This window comes from Polaribacter pectinis (assembly GCF_014352875.1).
In the GTDB taxonomy this organism is placed as follows: domain Bacteria; phylum Bacteroidota; class Bacteroidia; order Flavobacteriales; family Flavobacteriaceae; genus Polaribacter; species Polaribacter pectinis.
In genome coordinates, this window is sequence record NZ_CP060695.1 from 613,937 (window position 1) to 634,950 (window position 21,014).

Here is a 21,014-nt window from a genome sequence, read left to right on the forward strand (position 1 = left end):
TAAAAATTAATATTCTACATTTTTTTTGCTTACTGAAAGCCACCAAAGATGCACTTCGCGTTAGGGATTGAAACGACATCCTTTTTGCTTTTTAGCAAAAAGATATAGTGGAAAGCCCGTTAAAACGCCCAAATAAAAATTTTATTTCAATTTATCTGAATTCAATAAGAAAACGGCATTTGCAACAAATAACTTTCCATTTTCCCAAAAAGCTCTAAATAAAGGGTTGTCTACCATATAAATTACACTTCCACTTCCCATTGGTTGCTCGCCAATAAATAAAGATTTTGGCACGTTTTTTACAGCTTTACTTCCAGCGTAACCAGAAACATTTTTCGTGTTTTCATCGAAATAACCAACATTGTAGCCGTCCTTTAAATACTTATAAGAAGTTCCACCTAATTTTAACGAAAAATATTCTTTTCCATACCCAAAAGCCAAAGGATGCGTGTTGTCTAAAGTACTTTTAAAAATACTTCCTGTAATTAAATTTGCAACGCCTTTTCTTTCTCTATCTGCAAAAGGAATAAGGTTATTGCTATCTTTTTTAACATTTGTTTTTTTCTTTTTTAAGTAGAAACCTTCTTTATCTGCAAAACTATTTACAGCATTTCCAATAGCTATTAAAGTTCCTCCAGAACGTGTCCATTTTTTTACTTTTTCTAAAGTAGATTTATTTAAAACCGAACTATAATAACCACTTGGCATGATAATTACATCGTATTTTGAAAGATCTGTATAAGAGAAATTATCAGAATTTATGTTTGTGATTGGGTATTTTAATTGTGTTTCAAAAAAGTGCCAAACTTCACCAAAACTTAAAGATGATGTTGCTTTACCTGAAATAACCGCAATTTTTTGTTTGTTGATTGGTTTTACAGAAGACGAACCAAAATCTACTCCAGATTGAGAAAAACCAGTAGAAACAGCGGTTAATTGACGCATATTTCTATCGGCAATCTTTATTAATTCAGAGTCAAATTCTTCATTTCTATTATCATTTCTTAAAATGATTAAAGTTCCTTCTTTGTACGATTTTCCATCCGCAGAAAATGTTTTTTGTGTAAATCTTGGAACGATATTGTTTTTTAATAAATCTGCTAAAAATGCAGCATCATCGATACTATTCCATTTAGAAATGTAAGCATAGGCCGATTTATTAATACTATTATTAATTAAATTTTTACTGTTTTTTACAGACGAATTTACTATAGAATTAGATGCAATAGCATTAATTCCATGTGCGTAAGGCAAAGACCAAGCTGTAATATCGTAGGTTAAAGAATCTACTACTTTTGCTTTTGGCTCGAATAAAACTTTTACCATTTTACCTTTTGGTTGATTTGTATGAATCACCAAATCGTTGGTAGAAGTATCAAATTTTTCATTTATTTGATTTCCGTAATTATACCCTTTTACAGAACCTTTTTTAGCATTTTCGTATTTAATTTCGTGTTTGTCCAATAATGTTTTTAGACGATTTATTTTATCTTCGTTATCGTTTTTTAGAACATAACTTTTATAATTTAAATTGTTATTATTAAAGAATTTATTGAATTCGATATTTAATTTTTCCGCATTTTGTGAAGAAATTTCAACAGTAGATAAACCAGTTGTCATATGATGAATTGCTCTGTCTTTTAGCGTTAAAATTTCGCCTTCGTCTGTATTTATTCCCAAACCAGCCATTCCATGTCCTGCTTGTTCATAGGTCATTCCAATTGCTCCCATATAAGTTGGGTAGGTGTCTCCATAACTTGGGTATAATAAATCGAAACTTTCTTTTGTAAAATACAACCAACCCTCTTTGTCGAAATATTTTGCGTGATTTTTACCAATTTGTGTTTGAAAATCACGTTGCCAATCTGAAATTATTTCGTGAAAAGGTTCTGCAGCTGGTGCAAAATAATAAGGATTGTTAATGTATTGTTCGTGAAAATCGACATGAATATGAGGCATCCATTTGTTGTACATTTTAATTCTTTGTGCAGATTCCACTTGTGTAACCCAAGCCCAGTCTCTATTTAAATCGAATAAATAATGATTTGGTCTTCCTCCTGGCCATGGTTCTCTGTGTTCTTTTGCGTTTTGATCTACGTTAAAAGGCGTACTTTTTACTTGATTGTACCAATTTACATATCGGTCTCTTCCATCAGGATTTATACATGGATCTATAATTACAATCGTATTTTCTAACCACGCTTTTTTATTGGTAACCAATTCGTAAAGTGTTAACATGGATGCTTCTGTACTTGAAGCTTCATTACCATGAACATTATAACTCAACCAAACAATTGCTTTTTTATTATTAGCATTTCCTGAAACAATTCCAGTTTGAGAAAGATTGTCCTTTCTAATTTGGTCTAAATTATTAATGTTTTCTTGTGAAGAAATATAACTCAAATACAAAGGTCTGTGTTCGTTTGTTTCTCCATATTTTTCCATTTTAACGTTTGACAAAGTTTTGCTAACATATTGGAAATAGTCTACAACTCTATGATGTCTTGTAAAACGTGAACCAATTTCGTAACCTAAAAATTCGGATGGAGATTGTAAAGTTTGAGAAAAAAGGGATCCTGTGAAAAGAATTAGAATGACTAAAAATGCTTTAATTTTCATGTAAATAACTGATTAGAAAACCAAAAGTAAGGATTATTTTTTTCAATATTTTAAAACTCTTTTTCTAACTTGTTAAAACTTTGTTAGATTGAAAATGAAGTTCCGACAAAGCATAAAATATTCGTATTTTTATAAAAAATTAAACGTGCCAAATGAACTTAACATCAGAAATTGATTGTTGCCATAAAAGTGTTAGTATATAATGAAATTAACACAAATTCCTTTTAAAGACACTGGTTTTTTCTCTAAAACAATGCTCGATTATTTAGAGCAAAAAGAAGCTATAAAGCCGTTTTACAATAATTTTCCAGATATTACTGGTTTTCATAATCAAATTGAAGAAAAAGAGAAATCTTACAGATTGCAATCTAGATTGACTTTGGTAAATGCTTTGGGAAATCAATACAAAAATTTTGATGTTTCAGAAAAAATCTCTGAAAATATAGCATTATTAAAACAACAAAATACATTTACAGTAACTACAGGACATCAATTAAACTTATTTACGGGTCCTTTATACTTCTTATATAAAATAATCTCTGCAATTAATTTAGCTGAAGAATTATCAGAAAAATTTATTGATAAAAATTTTGTTCCAATCTATTGGATGGCAACAGAAGACCATGATTTTGATGAAATTAATTACTTCAATTTTGAAGGGAAAAAAGTATTGTGGAACAGAAAAGATGGTGGTGCAGTTGGGAGATTTTCTACGGAAGGATTAGAAACTGTTTTTGAAGTTTTTTCTAATCAATTAGGGAATTCTAAAAATGCAGAACAATTAAAAGAGCTTTTCAAAAAAGGATATTTAGAGCATACTAATTTAGCAGATGCCACACGTTTTATTGCTAACGAATTGTTTAAAGAACATGGTTTGGTTATTGTTGATGGAGATGACAAAGCTTTAAAAGAATTATTTATTCCGTTTGTAAAAGACGAATTAGAGCATGAAACTTCTTTTAAAGAAGTTTCTAAAACAATTACTAAATTAGAAAAGGATTATAAAATACAAGTAAATCCGAGAGAAATCAATTTGTTTTATTTGATTGGAAATTCTCGTGAACGTATTGTTTTTGAAGACGGAGTTTACAAAGTAAATAATACAGAAATCACTTTTTCGAAAGATGAAATTTTAAAAGAAGTAGATGAAAACCCTTTAGCATTTTCACCAAACGTAATTATGCGACCTTTATACCAAGAAGTTATTTTGCCAAACTTATGTTATATTGGTGGAGGAGGAGAAATGGCTTATTGGTTTGAGCTGAAAAACTATTTCGAAAAAGTAAATATGCCTTTTCCCATTTTATTATTGCGAAATTCTGTACAAGTTGTATCTGAAAAGCAACAAAAAAAGTTACATAATTTAGATATTTCTCACAAAGAATTATTTATGAATCTACATAAATTACTATCAAAAAAAGTAGTAGAAAATTCTGATATTAAAATTAGCTTTGGAGATAAAATTAAATATTTAGAAGAGCAATTTTCCGAGTTAAAACAAGTCGCAGAAAAGACAGATATTTCTTTTATTGGCGCTGTAAAAGCCCAAGAAGTAAAACAAATAAAAGGATTAAAGAATTTAGAGAAACGTTTATTAAAAGCGGAAAAAAGAAGACAAAACGATTTGGTTGAAAGAATAACAGCACTTCAAAACCAGATTTTACCAAACCAAAGTTTAGAAGAAAGACAACGTAACTTTTCTGAATATTATTTAGAATATGGAAGCGCTTTTATAGAGGCTTTAAAAGAAGGGTTAAAACCTTTAGAATTAGAATTTACAATACTTGAAATGTAATGAAAGACAAAGGACTTCACCCAAAAAATAAATTTAATAAAGGTTATAATTTTGATGAATTAATCAAAGTAAACCCAGCCATAAAAGAATTTGTTTCCGAAAACGAATATGGTACAACAACCATCGATTTTTCCAATCCAAAAGCGGTAAAAGAACTCAATAAAGGTTTACTTTTTTCTTTTGATAAAATTTCTGTTTGGGATTTTCCTGATGAGAATTTATGTCCGCCAATTCCAGGTCGATTAGATTATGTGCATCATTTAGCAGATTTACTTGCTGAAGAAGAAAACGTAAAAATTCTAGATATTGGTACAGGAGCAACCTGTATTTATCCACTTTTAGGAGTTGCTGAATACAATTGGAATTTTGTTGCCACAGACATCGATTTAGATTCTTTGGATACAGCACAAGATATTATTTACGATAATAAATTAGAATCGAATATTACCTTACGTCAGCAAAAAGATGAAAACAATATTCTAAATGGAATTTTAGAAGATGGTGATTCATTTACTGCAACCATGTGTAATCCGCCTTTTTACAAATCTGCAGAAGAAGCACAAGGAGCAAACAAGCGTAAAAATAGAAATTTAGGAAATAGTGCAGTTAGAAATTTCTCTGGAAACAACAATGAATTATGGTATGTTGGAGGAGAAAAAGCTTTTTTACACAATTATTTATATGAAAGTTCTTTGTATAAAACTTCAAGTAAATGGTTTACAAGTTTAGTTTCTAAAAAGGAAAATGTTGAGAGTTTAGAAAAATCATCTAAAAAATTAGGAGCAAAAGAATTTAAAGTAATTCCATTAAGTCAAGGTAATAAAGTAACTAGAATTGTTTGTTGGAAATTTTAATTAAAAACAACATCATTAATTTTATACTTTTTACAAACAAAATGTAAAATAGTATAGACCAACATATGCACAAAAACCAAGCAAATAAACGCATATAAGGGAACTCCAAAAAGCTGATATGGCCAATAATATGTCCAAACTCCTAAATAAATAGTAATTACTTCTCCAAAAGCAGGTAGAATTAATGCGAGTAAAATTGCTAAAATAATTTTATTTTTATGACTTTGATTTTTTAAAAGTGGAATTAAATTGCGCTCTAATTTATATAAATAATGGAAAGCCAACATCCATGCAAAAGGTAACCATAAAGGTAATTCTCTTGTAACTTCATGATATTCCCAATAACCATTTGTTACGCCCCAAGTTTCGCCAACAATACCGCCAAAACCAGTTAATAACATTCCTACCAATAACAACCAATTTTTATTAGATTCAGGCTTTATAACCTCTTTATAGATATTATGAATGATTTTTAGAATTAAAATTCCAGCAATAATTGCATCATATTTTTTTAATAAACCAATTAAAACACCAGCAATTATTAGTTTTATAAGTGCTTTTAGTATTTCTAAAGAAAATTGTTTTTTGTGAGTAATCAAAATATTGGAATGATGTTTATTTAAAACTTTTGTAAAAGTACTATTTTTTTGTCCTCAAAATTATGATTGTTTATTAATTTCTGTATCTTCATTTTCTAAATTAAAGAGCAGAATAATCGCAGTTTTTATGAAAGTAACAAAATCATTTTACAAGAAATTTTTAGTTGTAATATCAATTATAGCGATTATTTTATTTGGTTTAAATTTTTATGCAAAGAATAAAATTGATAAAGTTATTCAACAAAAAATAGCAGAAAAAGGCTTTCAGTATTCTGGAGATATTTCTGTAAATGTATTGTTTGGAAATGTAGCTATAAAAAATATTGAACTTTCTAAAGATAGTTTAAAACTAAAATCAGATGAGATTTCTGTAAACGATTTTTCTTATTATTCATTTTTGGTGAACGATAAAATTTCAATCGGAGAAGTTGAAGTGAGTTCTTCTTCAATAGAAGGAAAGTTACTTAAAAAAGCATCAAAAAAGACTTCTAAAAAAGATACAGTTCAACATAAAAAAGAAGAGATTTTTATAAAATCCATCGCGTTAAATAAATTGAATGTTTCAGTTATTGATGAAGATTTACATCCCATAAAAATATCTAATATAAATTTAGAAATTAAAGATTTCGATTTATCAAAAGATGGTAATAAAAAACTTCCTTTTTCTTATGATAATATTTTTGTTGAAATAGACAATTTCTACAAAAAAACTTCTGAAGTTCAAGCCATAAAATTTAAGACATTTAAATTAGAAAATGATGATATTGTTATAGATAGCTTGCAAATTGTACCTTTAAAATCAAGGAAAAGTTATATTTATCATGTAGATTATGAAAAAGAATTATTAGATCTTGTTGTAAAACAAATTAAAGTTTCTGATTTTAAAATAGAGGAGGAGCCAAGTCTATCTTTTACAGTAAATCATATTTTGGTAGATAATGTTTTTTTCGATTTATATTTGAATGGTGCTGTTTTAGAATCTTCAAAAAAAATCAAGTATTTATACAGTAAAAATTTACGTGACTTACCTTTTAATATTGATGTAAAAAGTTTAGATATTAAAAATTCGAAATTAATTTACGAAGAACAAACAAAGAAAAACCACAAGCCAGGTATTTTAGTTTTTGATGAGCTGAATGCACAAATCAAAAACATTAATAATAATGAATCAAAAAAAGAAAAACTTACGGTTGTAGATATTAAAACCAAGTTTATGGACAGTTCTCCACTAAAAATAAAATGGACGTTTGATATCAACAACAAAAACGACGATTTTAGAATTTCAGGAAGTCTATTTAATGTGAATTCTAAAAACATGAGTTCTTTTATTTTGCCAGCTTTTAATGTAAAAATGGATGGCTATATCAATGAAATGTTCTTCGATTTTGAAGGAAATAATTCTGTTTCAAATGGTAAATTAAATATTGATTTTAAAAACTTTAGTATTAAAATTTTAGACGAACAAAAGAAGAAAAAGAAGTTTTTAAGCTGGTTAGCAAATCTATTTGTAAAAGACACTTCCAAACACGGAATGGTTAAAGCAAAAGTTGAGAAATTGGAAAGAGACAAAACAAAATCGTTTTGGAATTACTTTTGGAAAAATATCGAAAAAGGATTGCAAAAATCTTTGATATAATACTTCGAAATAATAGTTTTTATCAATTATTAGATACAAAAAAACCGAAGCAAATTTGCTTCGGTTTTTTTATACGTTAAAAGTAAATTCCTATAAATTAGGAATCACTAATTCTTGACCAGGATGAATAACATCTGGGTTTTTTAAGATGTTTCCATTCGCTTTAAAGATCTCTGTATATTTAGAAGCATTTCCATAATATTGTTTTGCAATTTTACCTAAAGTATCTCCACTTTTTACAGTATGGTTTGCAAACACAGAAGTATCTTCAACTTTAATGTCAGCAACTAAATCAGCAGGATTTTCTCCACCAGACTTTTTAATTTCATCCCAAAGTAAGTTTTTCTCATATTGATTTTTAGCTGTTCCACTAATATGTAATTTTCCGTTTTCTTCCTTTACATCACCATTTTTAATCGCTAATTCTTCACCTAAATCTAAAACGTTTTGATATTTTGCTCTCATTTTAATTCTTTTTTTTTAATTGTTATTTTAATAATTTAAATATACAAAAAAACCGAAGTAAATTACTTCGGTTTTCGATAAATGTATCTATTTAGTCGTTGAAATCCTTTTATCATATTAGGAAATCAAGAATAATATAATTTTTACAAATGAATCACTTCATCATAAGCATCTGCAACAGCTTCCATTACAGCTTCACTCATGGTTGGGTGAGGGTGAATTGTTTTTAAAACTTCATGACCTGTTGTTTCTAATTTACGTCCTAAAACTGCTTCAGCAATCATATCTGTAACACCAGCACCAATCATGTGGCAACCTAACCATTCGCCGTATTTTGCATCAAAAATCACTTTTACAAAACCTTCAGTTGTTCCAGCTGCAGTTGCTTTACCAGAAGCAGAAAAAGGGAATTTACCAACTTTTAAATCGTAACCAGCCTCTTTTGCTTTCGCTTCTGTCATTCCAACAGACGCAATTTCTGGAGTTGCATACGTACAACCAGGAACGTTTCCATAATCGATTGCTTCTGTATGTAAACCAGCTAATTTTTCTACACAAGTAATTCCTTCAGCAGAAGCAACGTGTGCTAAAGCTTGTCCAGGAACCACATCTCCAATTGCATAATAACCAGGAATATTTGTTTGATAAAAATCGTTTACCAAGATTTTGTCTCTGTCAGTAATAATTCCAACATCTTCTAAACCAATATTTTCGATATTCGATTTAATTCCAACTGCAGATAATAAAATATCAGCCGTTAAAGTTTCCTCTCCTTTTTTCGTTTTTACAGTTGCAACAACACCTTCACCAGAAGTATCTACAGATTCTACAGAAGAATTTGTCATAACTTTAATACCTGCTTTTTTAATTGATTTTTCAAATTGTTTAGAAATATCAATATCTTCTACTGGCACCACATTTGGCATAAATTCTACAATCGTAACATCAGTTCCCATTGAATTATAAAAATGTGCAAACTCAACACCAATTGCACCAGAACCTACAACAATCATAGATTTTGGCTGACTTTTTAAGCTCATTGCTTGTCTGTAACCAATCACTTTTTTACCATCTTGTGGCAAGTTTGGCAATTCACGAGAACGAGCACCAGTTGCAATAATAATATTATCAGCTGAATATTCAGTTACTTTTCCATCTTCAGCAGTAACATCTACTTTTTTACCTGTTTTTATTTTTCCAAAACCGTTAATAATATCGATTTTGTTTTTCTTCATTAAAAAAGAAACACCTTTGCTCATTCCTTCAGCAACACCACGACTTCTCTTAATTACAGCATCAAAATCTTTGTCTATTGCTTCTGCTTTTAAACCATATTGATCCACATGTTTTAAATAGTCATAAACTTGCGCCGATTTTAACAAAGCTTTTGTTGGGATACAACCCCAGTTTAAGCAAATTCCACCTAAAGATTCCTTTTCTACAATCGCAACTTTAAAGCCTAATTGACTTGCTCTAATTCCAGTTACGTAACCTCCAGGTCCACTTCCGATAATAATGATGTCGTATTTCATTTTTCTGTGTTTATATTTTTTGGGCGTTTTAACAGGCTTTCCGTTATATCTTTTTGCTAAAAAGCAAAAAGGATGTCACTTCAATCCTTAACGCGTGCTAATTTACTAACTTTTGTTTTTACAGCCAACTACAAAATGTAATTGCCAACTTTTTCTACATTCTCTCTGGAACTTGAATTCCCAATAAAGAAAATGCTTGTTTTATAGTATCTGCTACTTTTTTAGATAACTGAACTCTAAATACTTTCTTATCTAAATTATCTTCACCTAAAATATGCACATTTTGGTAAAATGAATTAAACTCCTTTACCAAGTCGTATGTGTAATTTGCAATAATTGCTGGCGAATAATTGGTAGCCGCTTGCTGAATCGTTTCAGGAAACAACTCTAATTGTTTCAATAATTCTTTCTCTTTTTCGTGTAATTCAATCGAAACTGGTTTCGAATAATCAAAATCTGCTTTTCTAATAATAGACTGAATTCGAGCATATGTATATTGAATAAAAGGACCTGTATTTCCTTGAAAATCTACAGAACTTTTCGGGTCAAATAAAATTCTCTTTTTAGGATCTACTTTTAAAACAAAATATTTTAAAGCACCTAAACCAATGGTTTCGTATAATTCGGCTTTTTCTTCATCAGAATAACCATCTAACTTTCCTAATTCTTCAGAAATTTCTTTGGCAGTAGCTGTCATTTCTACCATTAAATCATCTGCATCTACAACAGTTCCTTCTCTCGATTTCATTTTTCCAGAAGGTAAGTCTACCATTCCGTAACTTAAATGATGCAGTTGTTTTGCCCAATCGAATCCTAATTTCTTCAAAATTAAAAACAATACTTGAAAATGATAATCCTGCTCATTTCCAACAGTATAAACCATTCCACCAACATCTGGGAAATCTTTTACACGCTGAATCGCAGTTCCAATATCTTGCGTCATATAAACTGCTGTTCCGTCTGAACGCAACACAATTTTTTCATCTAAACCATCATCCGTTAAATCGCACCAAACAGAACCGTCTTCTTTTTTATAGAAAACGCCTTTTTCTAAACCTTGTGCAACTACATCTTTTCCTAATAAATACGTATTACTTTCATAATATAAAGTATCAAAATCGACACCCATATTTTTGTAAGTTGCGTCAAAACCTTTGTAAACCCAAGAGTTCATCTCTTTCCAAAGATTAACAACTACAGTATCACCTGCTTCCCATTTTAGCAACATTTCTTGTGCTTCGACTAAAAGTGGCGCTTGTTTTTTAGCTTCTTCTTCAGAAATACCTGATGCAACTAAGTTGCCAATTTCTTTCTTATATTCTTGGTCGAATTTTACGTAGTAATTTCCAACTAATTTATCGCCTTTTAAACCTGTGTTTTCTGGAGTTTCTCCATTTCCGAATTTCTCCCAAGCTAACATCGACTTACAAATATGAATTCCTCTATCGTTAATAATTTGAGTTTTGTAAACTTTTTTTCCTGCTGCTTTTATAATTTCAGCAACAGAATACCCTAATAAATTATTACGAACGTGCCCTAAATGTAAAGGTTTGTTGGTGTTTGGCGAAGAATATTCAACCATCATTGCTTTTTCATTCGCTTTTGGCGAAACAAAACCAAAATTTGCATCAGTATAAATGGAATTGAAGAAATTTGTGTAAAAAGCATCGTCAATTACCAAGTTTAAAAAACCTTTTACAACATTGTAATTGGTGATTTCTTGAACATTTTCAACAACATATTTACCTAAATCTTCTCCTATTTGCACAGGATTCCCTTTTTTGTAGCGCAACATTGGGAAAACTACAACTGTAATATCTCCTTCAAATTCTTTTCTGGTTGCTTGAAATTCCACAGTTGGAATTTCTACGTCATATAATGCTAAAAAACCTTCTTTTACTTTGGCTTCTATTATGTTTTGGATATTCATTTACTTTCGAAAATTGAATTGCAAAATTAAGGATTTTATTTGTTTTTTGGGAGCTGAAATGTCAAGATTGTTTAGAGAAATTTAGGTGGTTATTTTTAGTTGTAAATTCATTATCAATTTTCATTTTGATTAAATTTATATTAGTGAGTTCAGCTTACTTAATGAAATAATATTTATTCAGTTTAGATTATTCTTTACTTATAACTAATGAAAAGGATTCGTTTTAAACATCATAAAAAGCAAACCATTGTCATCATTAATTCGTAATTTTGCAAGATGGAAAAACGTTTACAAGAACTACCAAAATTAGCGCAAGAAGCAAAGAAAGAAAGCGAAAAATATTTTGCGAGATTAAAGAAACGAACGCCAAAAAGATTGGACTATTTAATGCAAGAATTGCACGACAAAGAGTTTGAAAAAACAGACTGTTTAACGTGTGGGAATTGCTGTAAAACAACCAGTCCGATTTTTACAGATACAGATGTAGAAAGAATTGCAAAGTCTTTAAAAATGAAGGTTGCAGCTTTTCAAGATCAGTATTTACAAAGAGATGAAGATGATTTTATGGTGTTAAAAACAGCTCCATGTTCATTCTTTGACGAATCTGATAATACTTGTTTTATTTATAATGTAAGACCTAAAGCATGTGCAGAATATCCGCATACAAATCGTAAAAAGTTTATTGGAATTACAGATTTAACCATTGCAAATACAGCTATTTGTCCTGCAGCTTACAATATCGTAGAAACCTTAAAGAAAGTTTTACCTTTAGAAGGAAATAAGAAGGTTAAAAGATCTTAATAATTATTATTTTAAAATAAAAGTCCTGAATTTCTAATCATAAAGAAATTCAGGACTTTTTATGTAATTACTAGTTTAAAGTTGTGTTTTATTTATTCACTAAAACATATTCTCCTTTTTCAATTAAAGGAATTGCTTGTTTAAATTTAACCTCTTTTTCTTCGCCACTCATTACATTTTTAATTGTAACTTTTTCGTTTCTACCAATTTTTGGTTGTTCTCTAACAACTGTTTCAATTGGTTCTGAAGATTGTTGACGAGAGTTTTCTATGGCTTGTTCCGTAGAATTCTGCACATCTGCTTTACTAGTATTTAAACGCTCTCTTTTTTGTTGGCGAGCTTCAGAAATTTGAGATCTATCTTGCGCAGGTAATTCTCCTTTAAATAAGAAAGATAATACTTCTTTATTAATTTCATCAACAGTTAATTTAAATAACTCAAAAGCTTCAAATTTATAGATTAATAAAGGATCTTTTTGTTCGTAAGATGCATTTTGTACAGAATGTTTTAATTCATCCATTTTACGTAAATGCTCTTTCCAGTTTTCATCTATAATAGCTAAAGTGATGTTTTTCTCGAAGTCTGTAACCAAACTTTTTCCTTCACTTTCATAAGCATCTTTTAAATTTGTAACAACTTGTAAAGATTTTGTTCCGTCTGTAAAAGGAACTACAATTCTTTCATATTTATCACCTTCATTTTCAAAAACATCTTTAATTACAGGGAAGGCTAAAACAGCATTTCTCTCAATTTTGTTTTTGTAATGTGCAGTTACAATTTCGTATAATTTGTCTGTAATTTCTTTTTCAGACATTTTCTCGAATTCTTCTTCAGAAAAAGGAGAAGTCATTGAAGAAAACTTAATCAATTCGAATTCGAAATTCTGAAAATCTTTAGCTGCTTTGTTTGCATTTGTAATAGATTCACAAGTATCGTAAATCATATTTGCAATATCTACTTGCAAACGTTTACCATCTAAAGCATTTCTTCTTCTTTTATAAACAAACTCACGTTGAGCGTTCATAATATCATCATATTCTAATAGACGTTTTCTAATTCCGAAGTTATTTTCTTCAACTTTCTTTTGCGCTCTTTCAATAGATTTAGAAATCATAGAATGCTGAATTACTTCGCCTTCTTTTAATCCCATTCTGTCCATCATTTTTGCAATTCTATCAGAACCAAAAAGACGCATTAAATTGTCGTCTAAAGCAACGTAGAATTGAGAAGAACCAACATCACCTTGTCTTCCTGCACGACCTCTTAACTGTCTGTCTACACGTCTAGAATCGTGTCTTTCTGTACCAATAATTGCCAAACCACCAGCTTCTTTTACTTCTGGTGAAAGCTTAATATCTGTACCACGACCAGCCATGTTTGTTGCAATTGTTACTACACCAGGTTTACCTGCTTCTGCTACTACATCTGCTTCTCGTTTGTGTAATTTTGCATTCAAAATATTATGTGGAATTTTACGCATTTGTAACATTCTACCTAATAATTCTGATATTTCTACAGAAGTTGTACCAACTAAAACTGGTCTTTTTTCTGCAACTAATTTTACGATATCATCTATAACTGCGTTGTATTTTTCACGAGCGGTTTTGTAAACTAAATCATCTTTATCATCTCTTTGAATTGGCTTGTTTGTAGGGATTTCTACAACATCTAATTTGTAAATTTCCCATAATTCACCTGCTTCAGTAATCGCTGTTCCTGTCATACCAGAAAGTTTGCGATACATTCTAAAGTAATTTTGAAGTGTAACAGTTGCAAAAGTTTGGGTAGCATCTTCAATTTTTACATTTTCTTTAGCTTCGATTGCTTGGTGTAAACCATCTGAATAACGACGACCATCCATAATACGACCTGTCTGTTCATCAACAATCATTACTTTATTATCCATTACCACATATTCAACATCTTTTTCAAAAACAGTATATGCTTTTAACAATTGATTCATGGTGTGAATACGCTCACTTTTTATGCTAAAATCTTTGTACAATTCTTCTTTTTGAACTGCTTTTTCTTCTTTTGAAATATCAGCGCTATCAATTTCACCAATTTTTACTCCAATATCTGGTAAAACAAAGAAACTTTCATTTTCTGTCTTTTCAGATAAATGTGCAATTCCTTTATCGGTTAAATCAATTTGATTATTTTTTTCTTCAATAACAAACCATAAAGCTTCATCTACTTCTGGCATTAACTTGTTGTTATCTGCCATATAATAGTTTTCTGTCTTTTGAAGAATTTGTTTATTTCCTTCTTGAGATAAAAACTTAATTAATGCTTTATTTTTTGGTAAACCTCTGTAAACTCTTAATAATTGAAATCCTCCTTCTTTAGTATCTCCAGCTGCAATTAACTTTTTTGCTTCTGCTAAAACACCAATTAAATATTTACTTTGAATACCAACAATATCGTTTACTAATGGTTTAAGTTCGTTAAATTCGTGTCTATCTCCTTGTGGTACTGGACCTGAAATAATTAATGGCGTTCTTGCGTCATCAATTAAAACTGAATCTACTTCATCAATAATTGCATAGTTTGGTGGTCTTTGAACTAAATCGTCTTTAGAACTTGCCATATTATCACGCAAATAATCGAAACCGAATTCGTTATTTGTTCCGTAAGTTATGTCTGCATTGTAAGCTTTTCTACGCGCATCAGAATTTGGTTGATGATAATCGATACAATCTGTTGTAAAACCGTGAAACTCAAAAATTGGTCCCATCCAAGCTTTATCACGTTTTGCTAAATAATCATTTACAGTTACTAAATGAACTCCATTTCCTGTTAAAGCGTTCAAGTACACAGGTAAAGTAGAAACTAATGTTTTTCCTTCACCAGTCATCATTTCTGCAACTTTTCCTTGGTGTAAAACTGAACCACCAATTAATTGAACATCATAGTGAACCATGTCCCAGGTAACAGGTTTTCCTGCAGCATCCCAAGAATTTGCCCAAAATGCTTTGTCTCCTTCTAAAACAATATGATCTCTTTCGCCAGACAATTCTCTATCGTAAGCAGTTGCAGTAACTTCAATTTCTTTGTTTTCTACAAAACGCTTTGCTGTTTCTTTTACAACAGCAAAAGCTTCTGGCATAATTTCTAATAATGTAGCTTCAGAAACTATATATGCTTGGTCTTTTAAAGCGTCTATTTCTGTATAAATATCTTCTTGTCTGTCTATATCTGCTTTTACAGCTTCTTCTTCTAAAGAAGTAATTTTATCGTCGAACTGTTTTGTTGCCGATTTAATCCTTTCTTTGAATTCGATTGTTTTTGCTCTTAATTCATCATTAGATAATTTAGAAAATGCCGCTTCAAATTTTCTAACATCTTCTACAACAGGTTGTAAACCTTTTAAATCTTTTTGCTGTTTGTCTCCTACAAAAAGTTTTATTACTGAATTTAAAATACTCATTATTATGTTGTTTTCAGTTAAATTAATAACTGTATTATAGTTCCGTATCAGGTTTTTTAAAAGCCTGAAAAATATTTTTTTCTTGATTAAAAGAAAACAAAAAAAAAGCCTCTTTAGAGACTTTTTATATTTTAATTGTTATGTTTAGTATTCATCCTCATTCCAAAGATAATCATCTTCGGTTGGATAATCTGGCCAGATTTCTATAATTGAGTCATAAGCATCACCTTCATCTTCTATATCTTGTAGGTTTTCTACTACTTCTAACGGAGATCCAGTTCTAATTGCGTAATCTATTAACTCGTCTTTGGTTGCTGGCCAAGGCGCATCTGCTAAATAAGATGCTAATTCTAATGTCCAATACATTTCTTATTGTTTAATTTTGTGCAAAAATAATTTTTTTGCTGAATTATGCAAGTCTTTTTTAAGAAATTTATTGCGAAGATCATTTTTATTTTTTTATTCAATTAAATATTAAGTGTTTAATTTGAAAATAAAATTTAAAATTTCTTCAAATCGATAAAAAAAGAACGTTTTAATTTTTAGTAGGAATCCATTTGATTTCGTCTACTTGTAAGTCTTTAGACAACTTTCGTGCCAACACAAAAAGATAGTCAGAAAGTCGGTTTAAGTATTTTAAAATGTCATTATTAATGTTTTCTTCGTCATTTAATTCTACAGAAAGACGTTCTGCTCGTCTACAAACACATCTTGCAACGTGACAGAATGACACAGCTTGATGACCTCCAGGTAAAATAAAATGAGTCATTTGTGGAAGCTCTGTATCCATTTTATCGATTTCATTTTCCAAAAATAGAATTGATGCCTCATCTATTTTAGGAATATTCAAACGTTCTTTTCCCGATTTTAAGGTTTCTTTTTCAGGTGGAGTTGCTAACATTGCGCCCAAAGTAAATAATTCATTCTGAATATTTAACAACGATTCTTTTATATATGTTGATATTTCTTGATCTTTAATTAAACCAATATAAGAGTTCAATTCATCTACAGTTCCATAAGAATCGATTCGTAGATTGTATTTTTTTACTCTTGTTCCGCCAAATAGGGCAGTAGTTCCTGCGTCACCAGTTTTTGTATATATTTTCATTTAAATGGGTTTCAAAGTTTGATAAACTCAAAGTTACGAAGTTTAAAAATTGTAGGTATTCTAATTAAGAGAGTTTAACAATTTAACATAAAAACTTTCTTATACCCTAATTTTAAAATGTTCTTTTTCTTGTTCTTTTCTGAAGAAAACAATTCCAAAATAAAAAAGATCTACAGTTACTTTTACGGCAGCATTATTTTTTATTTCTTGCCAAGCTTCGTGCATTTCTTTACTCCAATAAATATCATCAAAAATAAAGTAAGAATCATTATGAATCGAACCAAGACAAGTTTTAAAATAGTCTAGAGTTGCTTTTTTTGTGTGATTTCCATCGAAATAAATAAAATCATATTGCTTATTCTGAACTATTTTAGGTAAAGTTTTTTGGAAATCTCCAACAATCACATCAATATTATTAAAATTATTATTTGTAAATAATTTGGAAGCTACTTTGCTGGTTTCTGGGCAACCTTCTAAAGTAACAATGTTAGAATTCTCATTTGCTATTTTTATTGCGGTTGTTCCTAAACCTAAAGAAGTACCAATCTCTAAACTACTTTTTGGTTTAAAATATGAAGTGATTTTTATTAATAATTTAGCTTTTTTGTTAGAAATTCCTGCAATTTTAATAATTTTTGAAACTTCACGACAGTTAGATTTAAAAACTTTTGAACCAGCACCAAAATCTGTGACTTTAATAGATTTTTTGTTGTCTAATAATTGTTGTTTGGTATAAATGAACTTATGCCATTTTTTTTTAACTGTTTTTTTGTACAAACAATTAGTAACTAGTTTATAAACAAAGGGAGAGTGAACTCCATGTTGGTTACTAGATTTTAATAAAAAATTTATGTACTTAATTTGTTGGTAAAGCATTTGGTAGAAATGAAAAACGAAAATAAAATAAAATTATATCAATCCGTTGATAAAAAGTATATTTGTGGCTACTCTATGAATAACATAATTAAAATGAAAAATTTTACATTACTAATTTTACTTACAATCTTATTTTTTTCTTGTGTGCCTAATAAAGATTTAATATATCTTCAAGGTGAGCCTGCTCAAAAAAATAATATAAGTAGAATTAATGATATTCCTTATAAACTTCAAGTAGATGATATGATTAATATTGATATTAAATCGTCTGATGAAGATTTAGTAAATATTTTTAAAAAATCTACTGGAGGTGGAAATGGTAATGGACAAAGTTTTTCTGGAGGTTCCAATTACTTTTCTGATTATAGTGTAGATAGTTATGGAAACATTAGAATGCCAACATTAGGAGAAATAAATGTTTTAGGTTACACAACTTTAGAAGTTAGAAAAAAAATTGAAAACGATCTAAAAAAGTATATTAAAAGTAAAGAAAACCTTTTTGTTGATGTAAAATTATCAGGAATTAAATATACCATCATTGGTGAAATTAATAGTCCTGGGCCAAAAATTATTTTTCAGAATAAAGTATCTATTATAGATGCAATTGCTAATTCTGGAGACATTACTACTGTTGGTAATAGAAAAGAAGTAGAGATAATTAGAAAATCTATTAATGGAATAGAAAAGTTTACTGTAGATTTAACCGATATAAATGTTTTAAATTCTGATGTATTTTACATTAAGCCAAACGATTATATTAATGTTAGAGCCCTAAAGCAAAAATCGTGGGGTACAGGTACAACTGGATTACAATCTTTCACAACAATTATTTCTATTTTTACACTAATAACATCTACTATTGTAATAGCTAGAAACCTTTAAAATATGGATAGTAAAACAAAGAACATTGCCAATCCTGCTCAAAATAACATAGATATAAAAGGGTATCTATTTAAAGTTTTAGCTTATTGGAAACTTTTTTTAGTAACTATAATTATTTCGTTTATAGTAGCAAAATTTTTAACTGGGTATAAACAAGAAATTTTTAGTTTAAACACTACTATTTCTGTTAAAGAAGAAAATAATCCTTTATTTTCAACAGGAACAAATATTGCTTTTAATTGGGGTGGAGCAAGTAATGAAATTGAAACAGTAAGAGTTATTTTAACATCTAGATCTCATAACGAGAAAGTGGTTAATAAGCTTAACTTTTTTATTGAGTATTTAAAAGAGGGTAGGTATAGGTTAGAAGATGTTTATGGTTATACACCATTTACAATAGATTTAAAAACTGACAAGGCACAATTATATGGGAAATTAATAGAAATAGAGACAACTAGTGAAGATACCTATAAATTGTCTTTTGATTTTAATCCTAATGGCTCTAATAGTTTAATTACTTATGATACAAATACTGTAAGTAATTATAACTCTTCTGAAGCTAATTTTTCGAAAGAATTTAAAGTAAATGAAAAGATAGAAACACCATATTTAAACTTTGTATTGAATAAAGTTAGTAATTTTAATGTTGGAGAAAAATATTATATAAGATTTACTAGTTTTGATGGAGTTGTAGGTGCAAACAGAGGTATTAGTGTAAATACAATAACAAATGCAGCCTCTATGCTTGTATTAACAAAACAAGGGCCTAATAAGAGAAGAATTGTAGATTATTTAAATGCAACAGTACAAGTTTTAGAAAATGATAAAAAGGAACAGAAAATTGCTTATGCAGTAAAAACTAAAGAATATATAGATACACTTTTTATTGAGGAAGCCACAAAATTAAAAAAGATAGAAAGAGAATTAGGTAAATTTAAAGAATCTAATAATATATATAATTTATCTACAGAAGGAAGTAATGTTTTTAGTGAGATATTAGTTTTAGAAAAAGAAAAAAAAGAACTCCAAGAATTTAATGAATATTTAGATGATTTAAGAACTTATATCTTAACACATAATAAGTATACAGAAACTATACCTGTTCCTGCATTAATTACAATACAAGACCCAAAGATTGCAGAAGAAATTAGTGTTTTAATAACAAAATCTAGTTTAAGAGAAACTCTTGGTAATTCTGTTACAGAAAAACATCCAGATTTAATAAAATTAAATAACGAAATTAAGATAGCTAAAAACAATTTATTTGAAAACATTTCTACTTTAAAAAGAGTTAATATTAATAGTTTAAGTAAAATAAGTAGTAGGCTTTTAAGTTATAATAACGAATTAAAAAAGCTTCCAAGAAAAGAACAAAGTTTAATTGGTTATCAAAGAAATTATGAAATATCAGAAGCTAACTATAATTACTTAAAACAAAAAAGTTATGAGGCAGGAACTGCAATAGCAGCCAATGTTTCTGATGTAAAAATTATAGACACTGCTAAAGATTTAGGAGAAGGGCCTTTTTACCCAAAACCTAGTTTTAATTATTTAGTAGCTTTAATGATTGGTGTTATTATTCCATTATTTTATATTATTTTAAAAGAAATATTAGATAATAAAATTCATACGGCTGAAGAAATCCAGAATAATTATGCAATACCAGTTTTGGGAGTTGTTGGTAGAAATCAAGGGAACAACAATTTAGCTGTTTTTGAAAGACCAAAATCTTCTGTGGCAGAATCATTTAGAGCTATAAGGTCCAATATTCAATTTTTATTTAAAAATGCACAAGAAGATAAATGTAAAACGTTATTACTAACATCATCTGTAAGTGGAGAAGGTAAAACAATGATTTCTATAAATATGGCAACTGTTTTTGCTTTGAGTGGAAAAAAAACGGTTTTACTTGGGTTGGATTTAAGAAAACCGAAAATTTATGCAGATTTTGATTTAACAAATGAAGTTGGAGTTGTAAACCATCTAATTAATCAAAAAACATTAAAAGAAATAATTAGACCTACTAAAATACCAAATTTAGATGTTATTTTATCTGGTCCAATTCCACCAAATCCATCAGAACTACTCTTAAATAAAGTTGCTGATGATATGATAAATCAATTAAAAGAAGATTACGATTATCTTATTATAGATACACCTCCAGTTGGTTTAGTATCTGATGCTTTAGAATTATTTAAATATGCAGATGCCATTGTGTATGTAATTCGTCAAAATTATTCTGAAAGAGGAATGATGAAAATGATTGATGATAAATACAGAAATAAAGAAGTAACAAACATTAGTTATGTTTTAAATGACTTCTCTATTAAAAATAAATACGGTTATGGCTATGGTTACGGTTATGGCTATGGTTACGGTTATGGTTACGGCTATGGTAAATATGGTTACGGATATCACGAAAACGAAGATCCAGAAAGCTTTTTATCTAGAGCATTTAATTTCTTTAAACCTAAAAAATAATAAAAA

The 21,014-nt window shown here is 29.1% G+C and carries 15 protein-coding genes; 6 read left to right on the forward strand and 9 right to left on the reverse strand.

Annotated elements, in window-relative coordinates:
• Positions 1–141: 141 nt before the first annotated feature.
• Positions 142–2,619: a M14 family metallopeptidase gene (locus tag H9W90_RS02910; protein ID WP_187482971.1), complete on the reverse strand. Its 2,478-nt coding sequence runs from the start codon at positions 2,617–2,619 to the stop codon at positions 142–144.
• A gap of 202 nt (positions 2,620–2,821) precedes the next feature.
• Here H9W90_RS02910 and bshC point away from each other — a divergent pair, with 202 nt between their 5' ends.
• Positions 2,822–4,414: a bacillithiol biosynthesis cysteine-adding enzyme BshC gene (gene bshC, locus H9W90_RS02915; RefSeq protein ID WP_187482972.1), complete on the forward strand. Its 1,593-nt coding sequence runs from the start codon at positions 2,822–2,824 to the stop codon at positions 4,412–4,414.
• Complete coding sequence (rlmF, locus tag H9W90_RS02920) at positions 4,414–5,268, forward strand: 23S rRNA (adenine(1618)-N(6))-methyltransferase RlmF (RefSeq protein ID WP_187482973.1); 855 nt, start codon at positions 4,414–4,416, stop codon at positions 5,266–5,268. Before bshC ends, rlmF begins: the two co-directional genes overlap by 1 nt.
• Here the strand turns inward: rlmF and H9W90_RS02925 are convergent.
• On the reverse strand, positions 5,265–5,867 hold the full coding sequence (locus H9W90_RS02925; protein ID WP_187482974.1) for a hypothetical protein: 603 nt from the start codon (positions 5,865–5,867) through the stop codon (positions 5,265–5,267). The genes rlmF and H9W90_RS02925 overlap by 4 nt on opposite strands.
• A gap of 127 nt (positions 5,868–5,994) precedes the next feature.
• On the opposite strand from H9W90_RS02925, the gene H9W90_RS02930 reads away from it, so the two are divergent.
• Positions 5,995–7,503, forward strand: a complete 1,509-nt coding sequence (locus H9W90_RS02930; protein ID WP_187482975.1) for a hypothetical protein — start codon at positions 5,995–5,997, stop codon at positions 7,501–7,503.
• Between the two features lie 90 nt (positions 7,504–7,593).
• Here the strand turns inward: H9W90_RS02930 and H9W90_RS02935 are convergent, their stop codons facing one another.
• The 3 genes from H9W90_RS02935 to argS form a co-directional block, all read right to left on the reverse strand.
• A complete protein-coding gene (locus H9W90_RS02935; protein WP_176397523.1) occupies positions 7,594–7,968 on the reverse strand; it encodes a LysM peptidoglycan-binding domain-containing protein in 375 nt (124 codons plus the stop codon).
• Positions 7,969–8,111: 143 nt separating this feature from the next.
• Positions 8,112–9,500: a dihydrolipoyl dehydrogenase gene (lpdA, locus tag H9W90_RS02940; protein ID WP_088352871.1), complete on the reverse strand. Its 1,389-nt coding sequence runs from the start codon at positions 9,498–9,500 to the stop codon at positions 8,112–8,114.
• 154 nt (positions 9,501–9,654) lie between these two features.
• Positions 9,655–11,430 carry an arginine--tRNA ligase gene (gene argS / locus H9W90_RS02945; protein WP_187482976.1) on the reverse strand — a complete coding sequence of 592 codons (1,776 nt, stop codon included), beginning with the start codon at positions 11,428–11,430 and terminating at the stop codon, positions 9,655–9,657.
• Positions 11,431–11,706: 276 nt separating this feature from the next.
• Here argS and H9W90_RS02950 point away from each other — a divergent pair, with 276 nt between their 5' ends.
• Positions 11,707–12,231, forward strand: a complete 525-nt coding sequence (locus tag H9W90_RS02950) for a YkgJ family cysteine cluster protein (protein ID WP_187482977.1) — start codon at positions 11,707–11,709, stop codon at positions 12,229–12,231.
• A gap of 88 nt (positions 12,232–12,319) precedes the next feature.
• On the opposite strand, the gene secA is transcribed toward H9W90_RS02950, so the two are convergent.
• From secA to H9W90_RS02970, 4 genes are all read right to left on the reverse strand, one after another.
• Positions 12,320–15,661 carry a preprotein translocase subunit SecA gene (secA, locus tag H9W90_RS02955; protein WP_187482978.1) on the reverse strand — a complete coding sequence of 1,114 codons (3,342 nt, stop codon included), beginning with the start codon at positions 15,659–15,661 and terminating at the stop codon, positions 12,320–12,322.
• Positions 15,662–15,805: 144 nt separating this feature from the next.
• Positions 15,806–16,027 (reverse strand): DUF2795 domain-containing protein, encoded by a 222-nt coding sequence (locus H9W90_RS02960; protein WP_077809574.1) that lies wholly within the window; start codon positions 16,025–16,027, stop codon positions 15,806–15,808.
• Between the two features lie 169 nt (positions 16,028–16,196).
• Positions 16,197–16,769: a cob(I)yrinic acid a,c-diamide adenosyltransferase gene (locus H9W90_RS02965; RefSeq protein ID WP_187482979.1), complete on the reverse strand. Its 573-nt coding sequence runs from the start codon at positions 16,767–16,769 to the stop codon at positions 16,197–16,199.
• Positions 16,770–16,868: 99 nt separating this feature from the next.
• Complete coding sequence (locus H9W90_RS02970) at positions 16,869–17,546, reverse strand: O-methyltransferase (RefSeq protein ID WP_367890065.1); 678 nt, start codon at positions 17,544–17,546, stop codon at positions 16,869–16,871.
• Positions 17,547–17,738: 192 nt separating this feature from the next.
• Here H9W90_RS02970 and H9W90_RS02975 point away from each other — a divergent pair, with 192 nt between their 5' ends.
• The gene (locus H9W90_RS02975) at positions 17,739–18,527 is read left to right on the forward strand and encodes a polysaccharide biosynthesis/export family protein (RefSeq protein ID WP_187482981.1); all 789 of its coding nucleotides are present in this window, start codon (positions 17,739–17,741) and stop codon (positions 18,525–18,527) included.
• Positions 18,528–18,530: 3 nt separating this feature from the next.
• On the forward strand, positions 18,531–21,008 hold the full coding sequence (locus tag H9W90_RS02980) for an exopolysaccharide transport family protein (protein WP_187482982.1): 2,478 nt from the start codon (positions 18,531–18,533) through the stop codon (positions 21,006–21,008).
• Positions 21,009–21,014 lie beyond the last annotated feature (6 nt).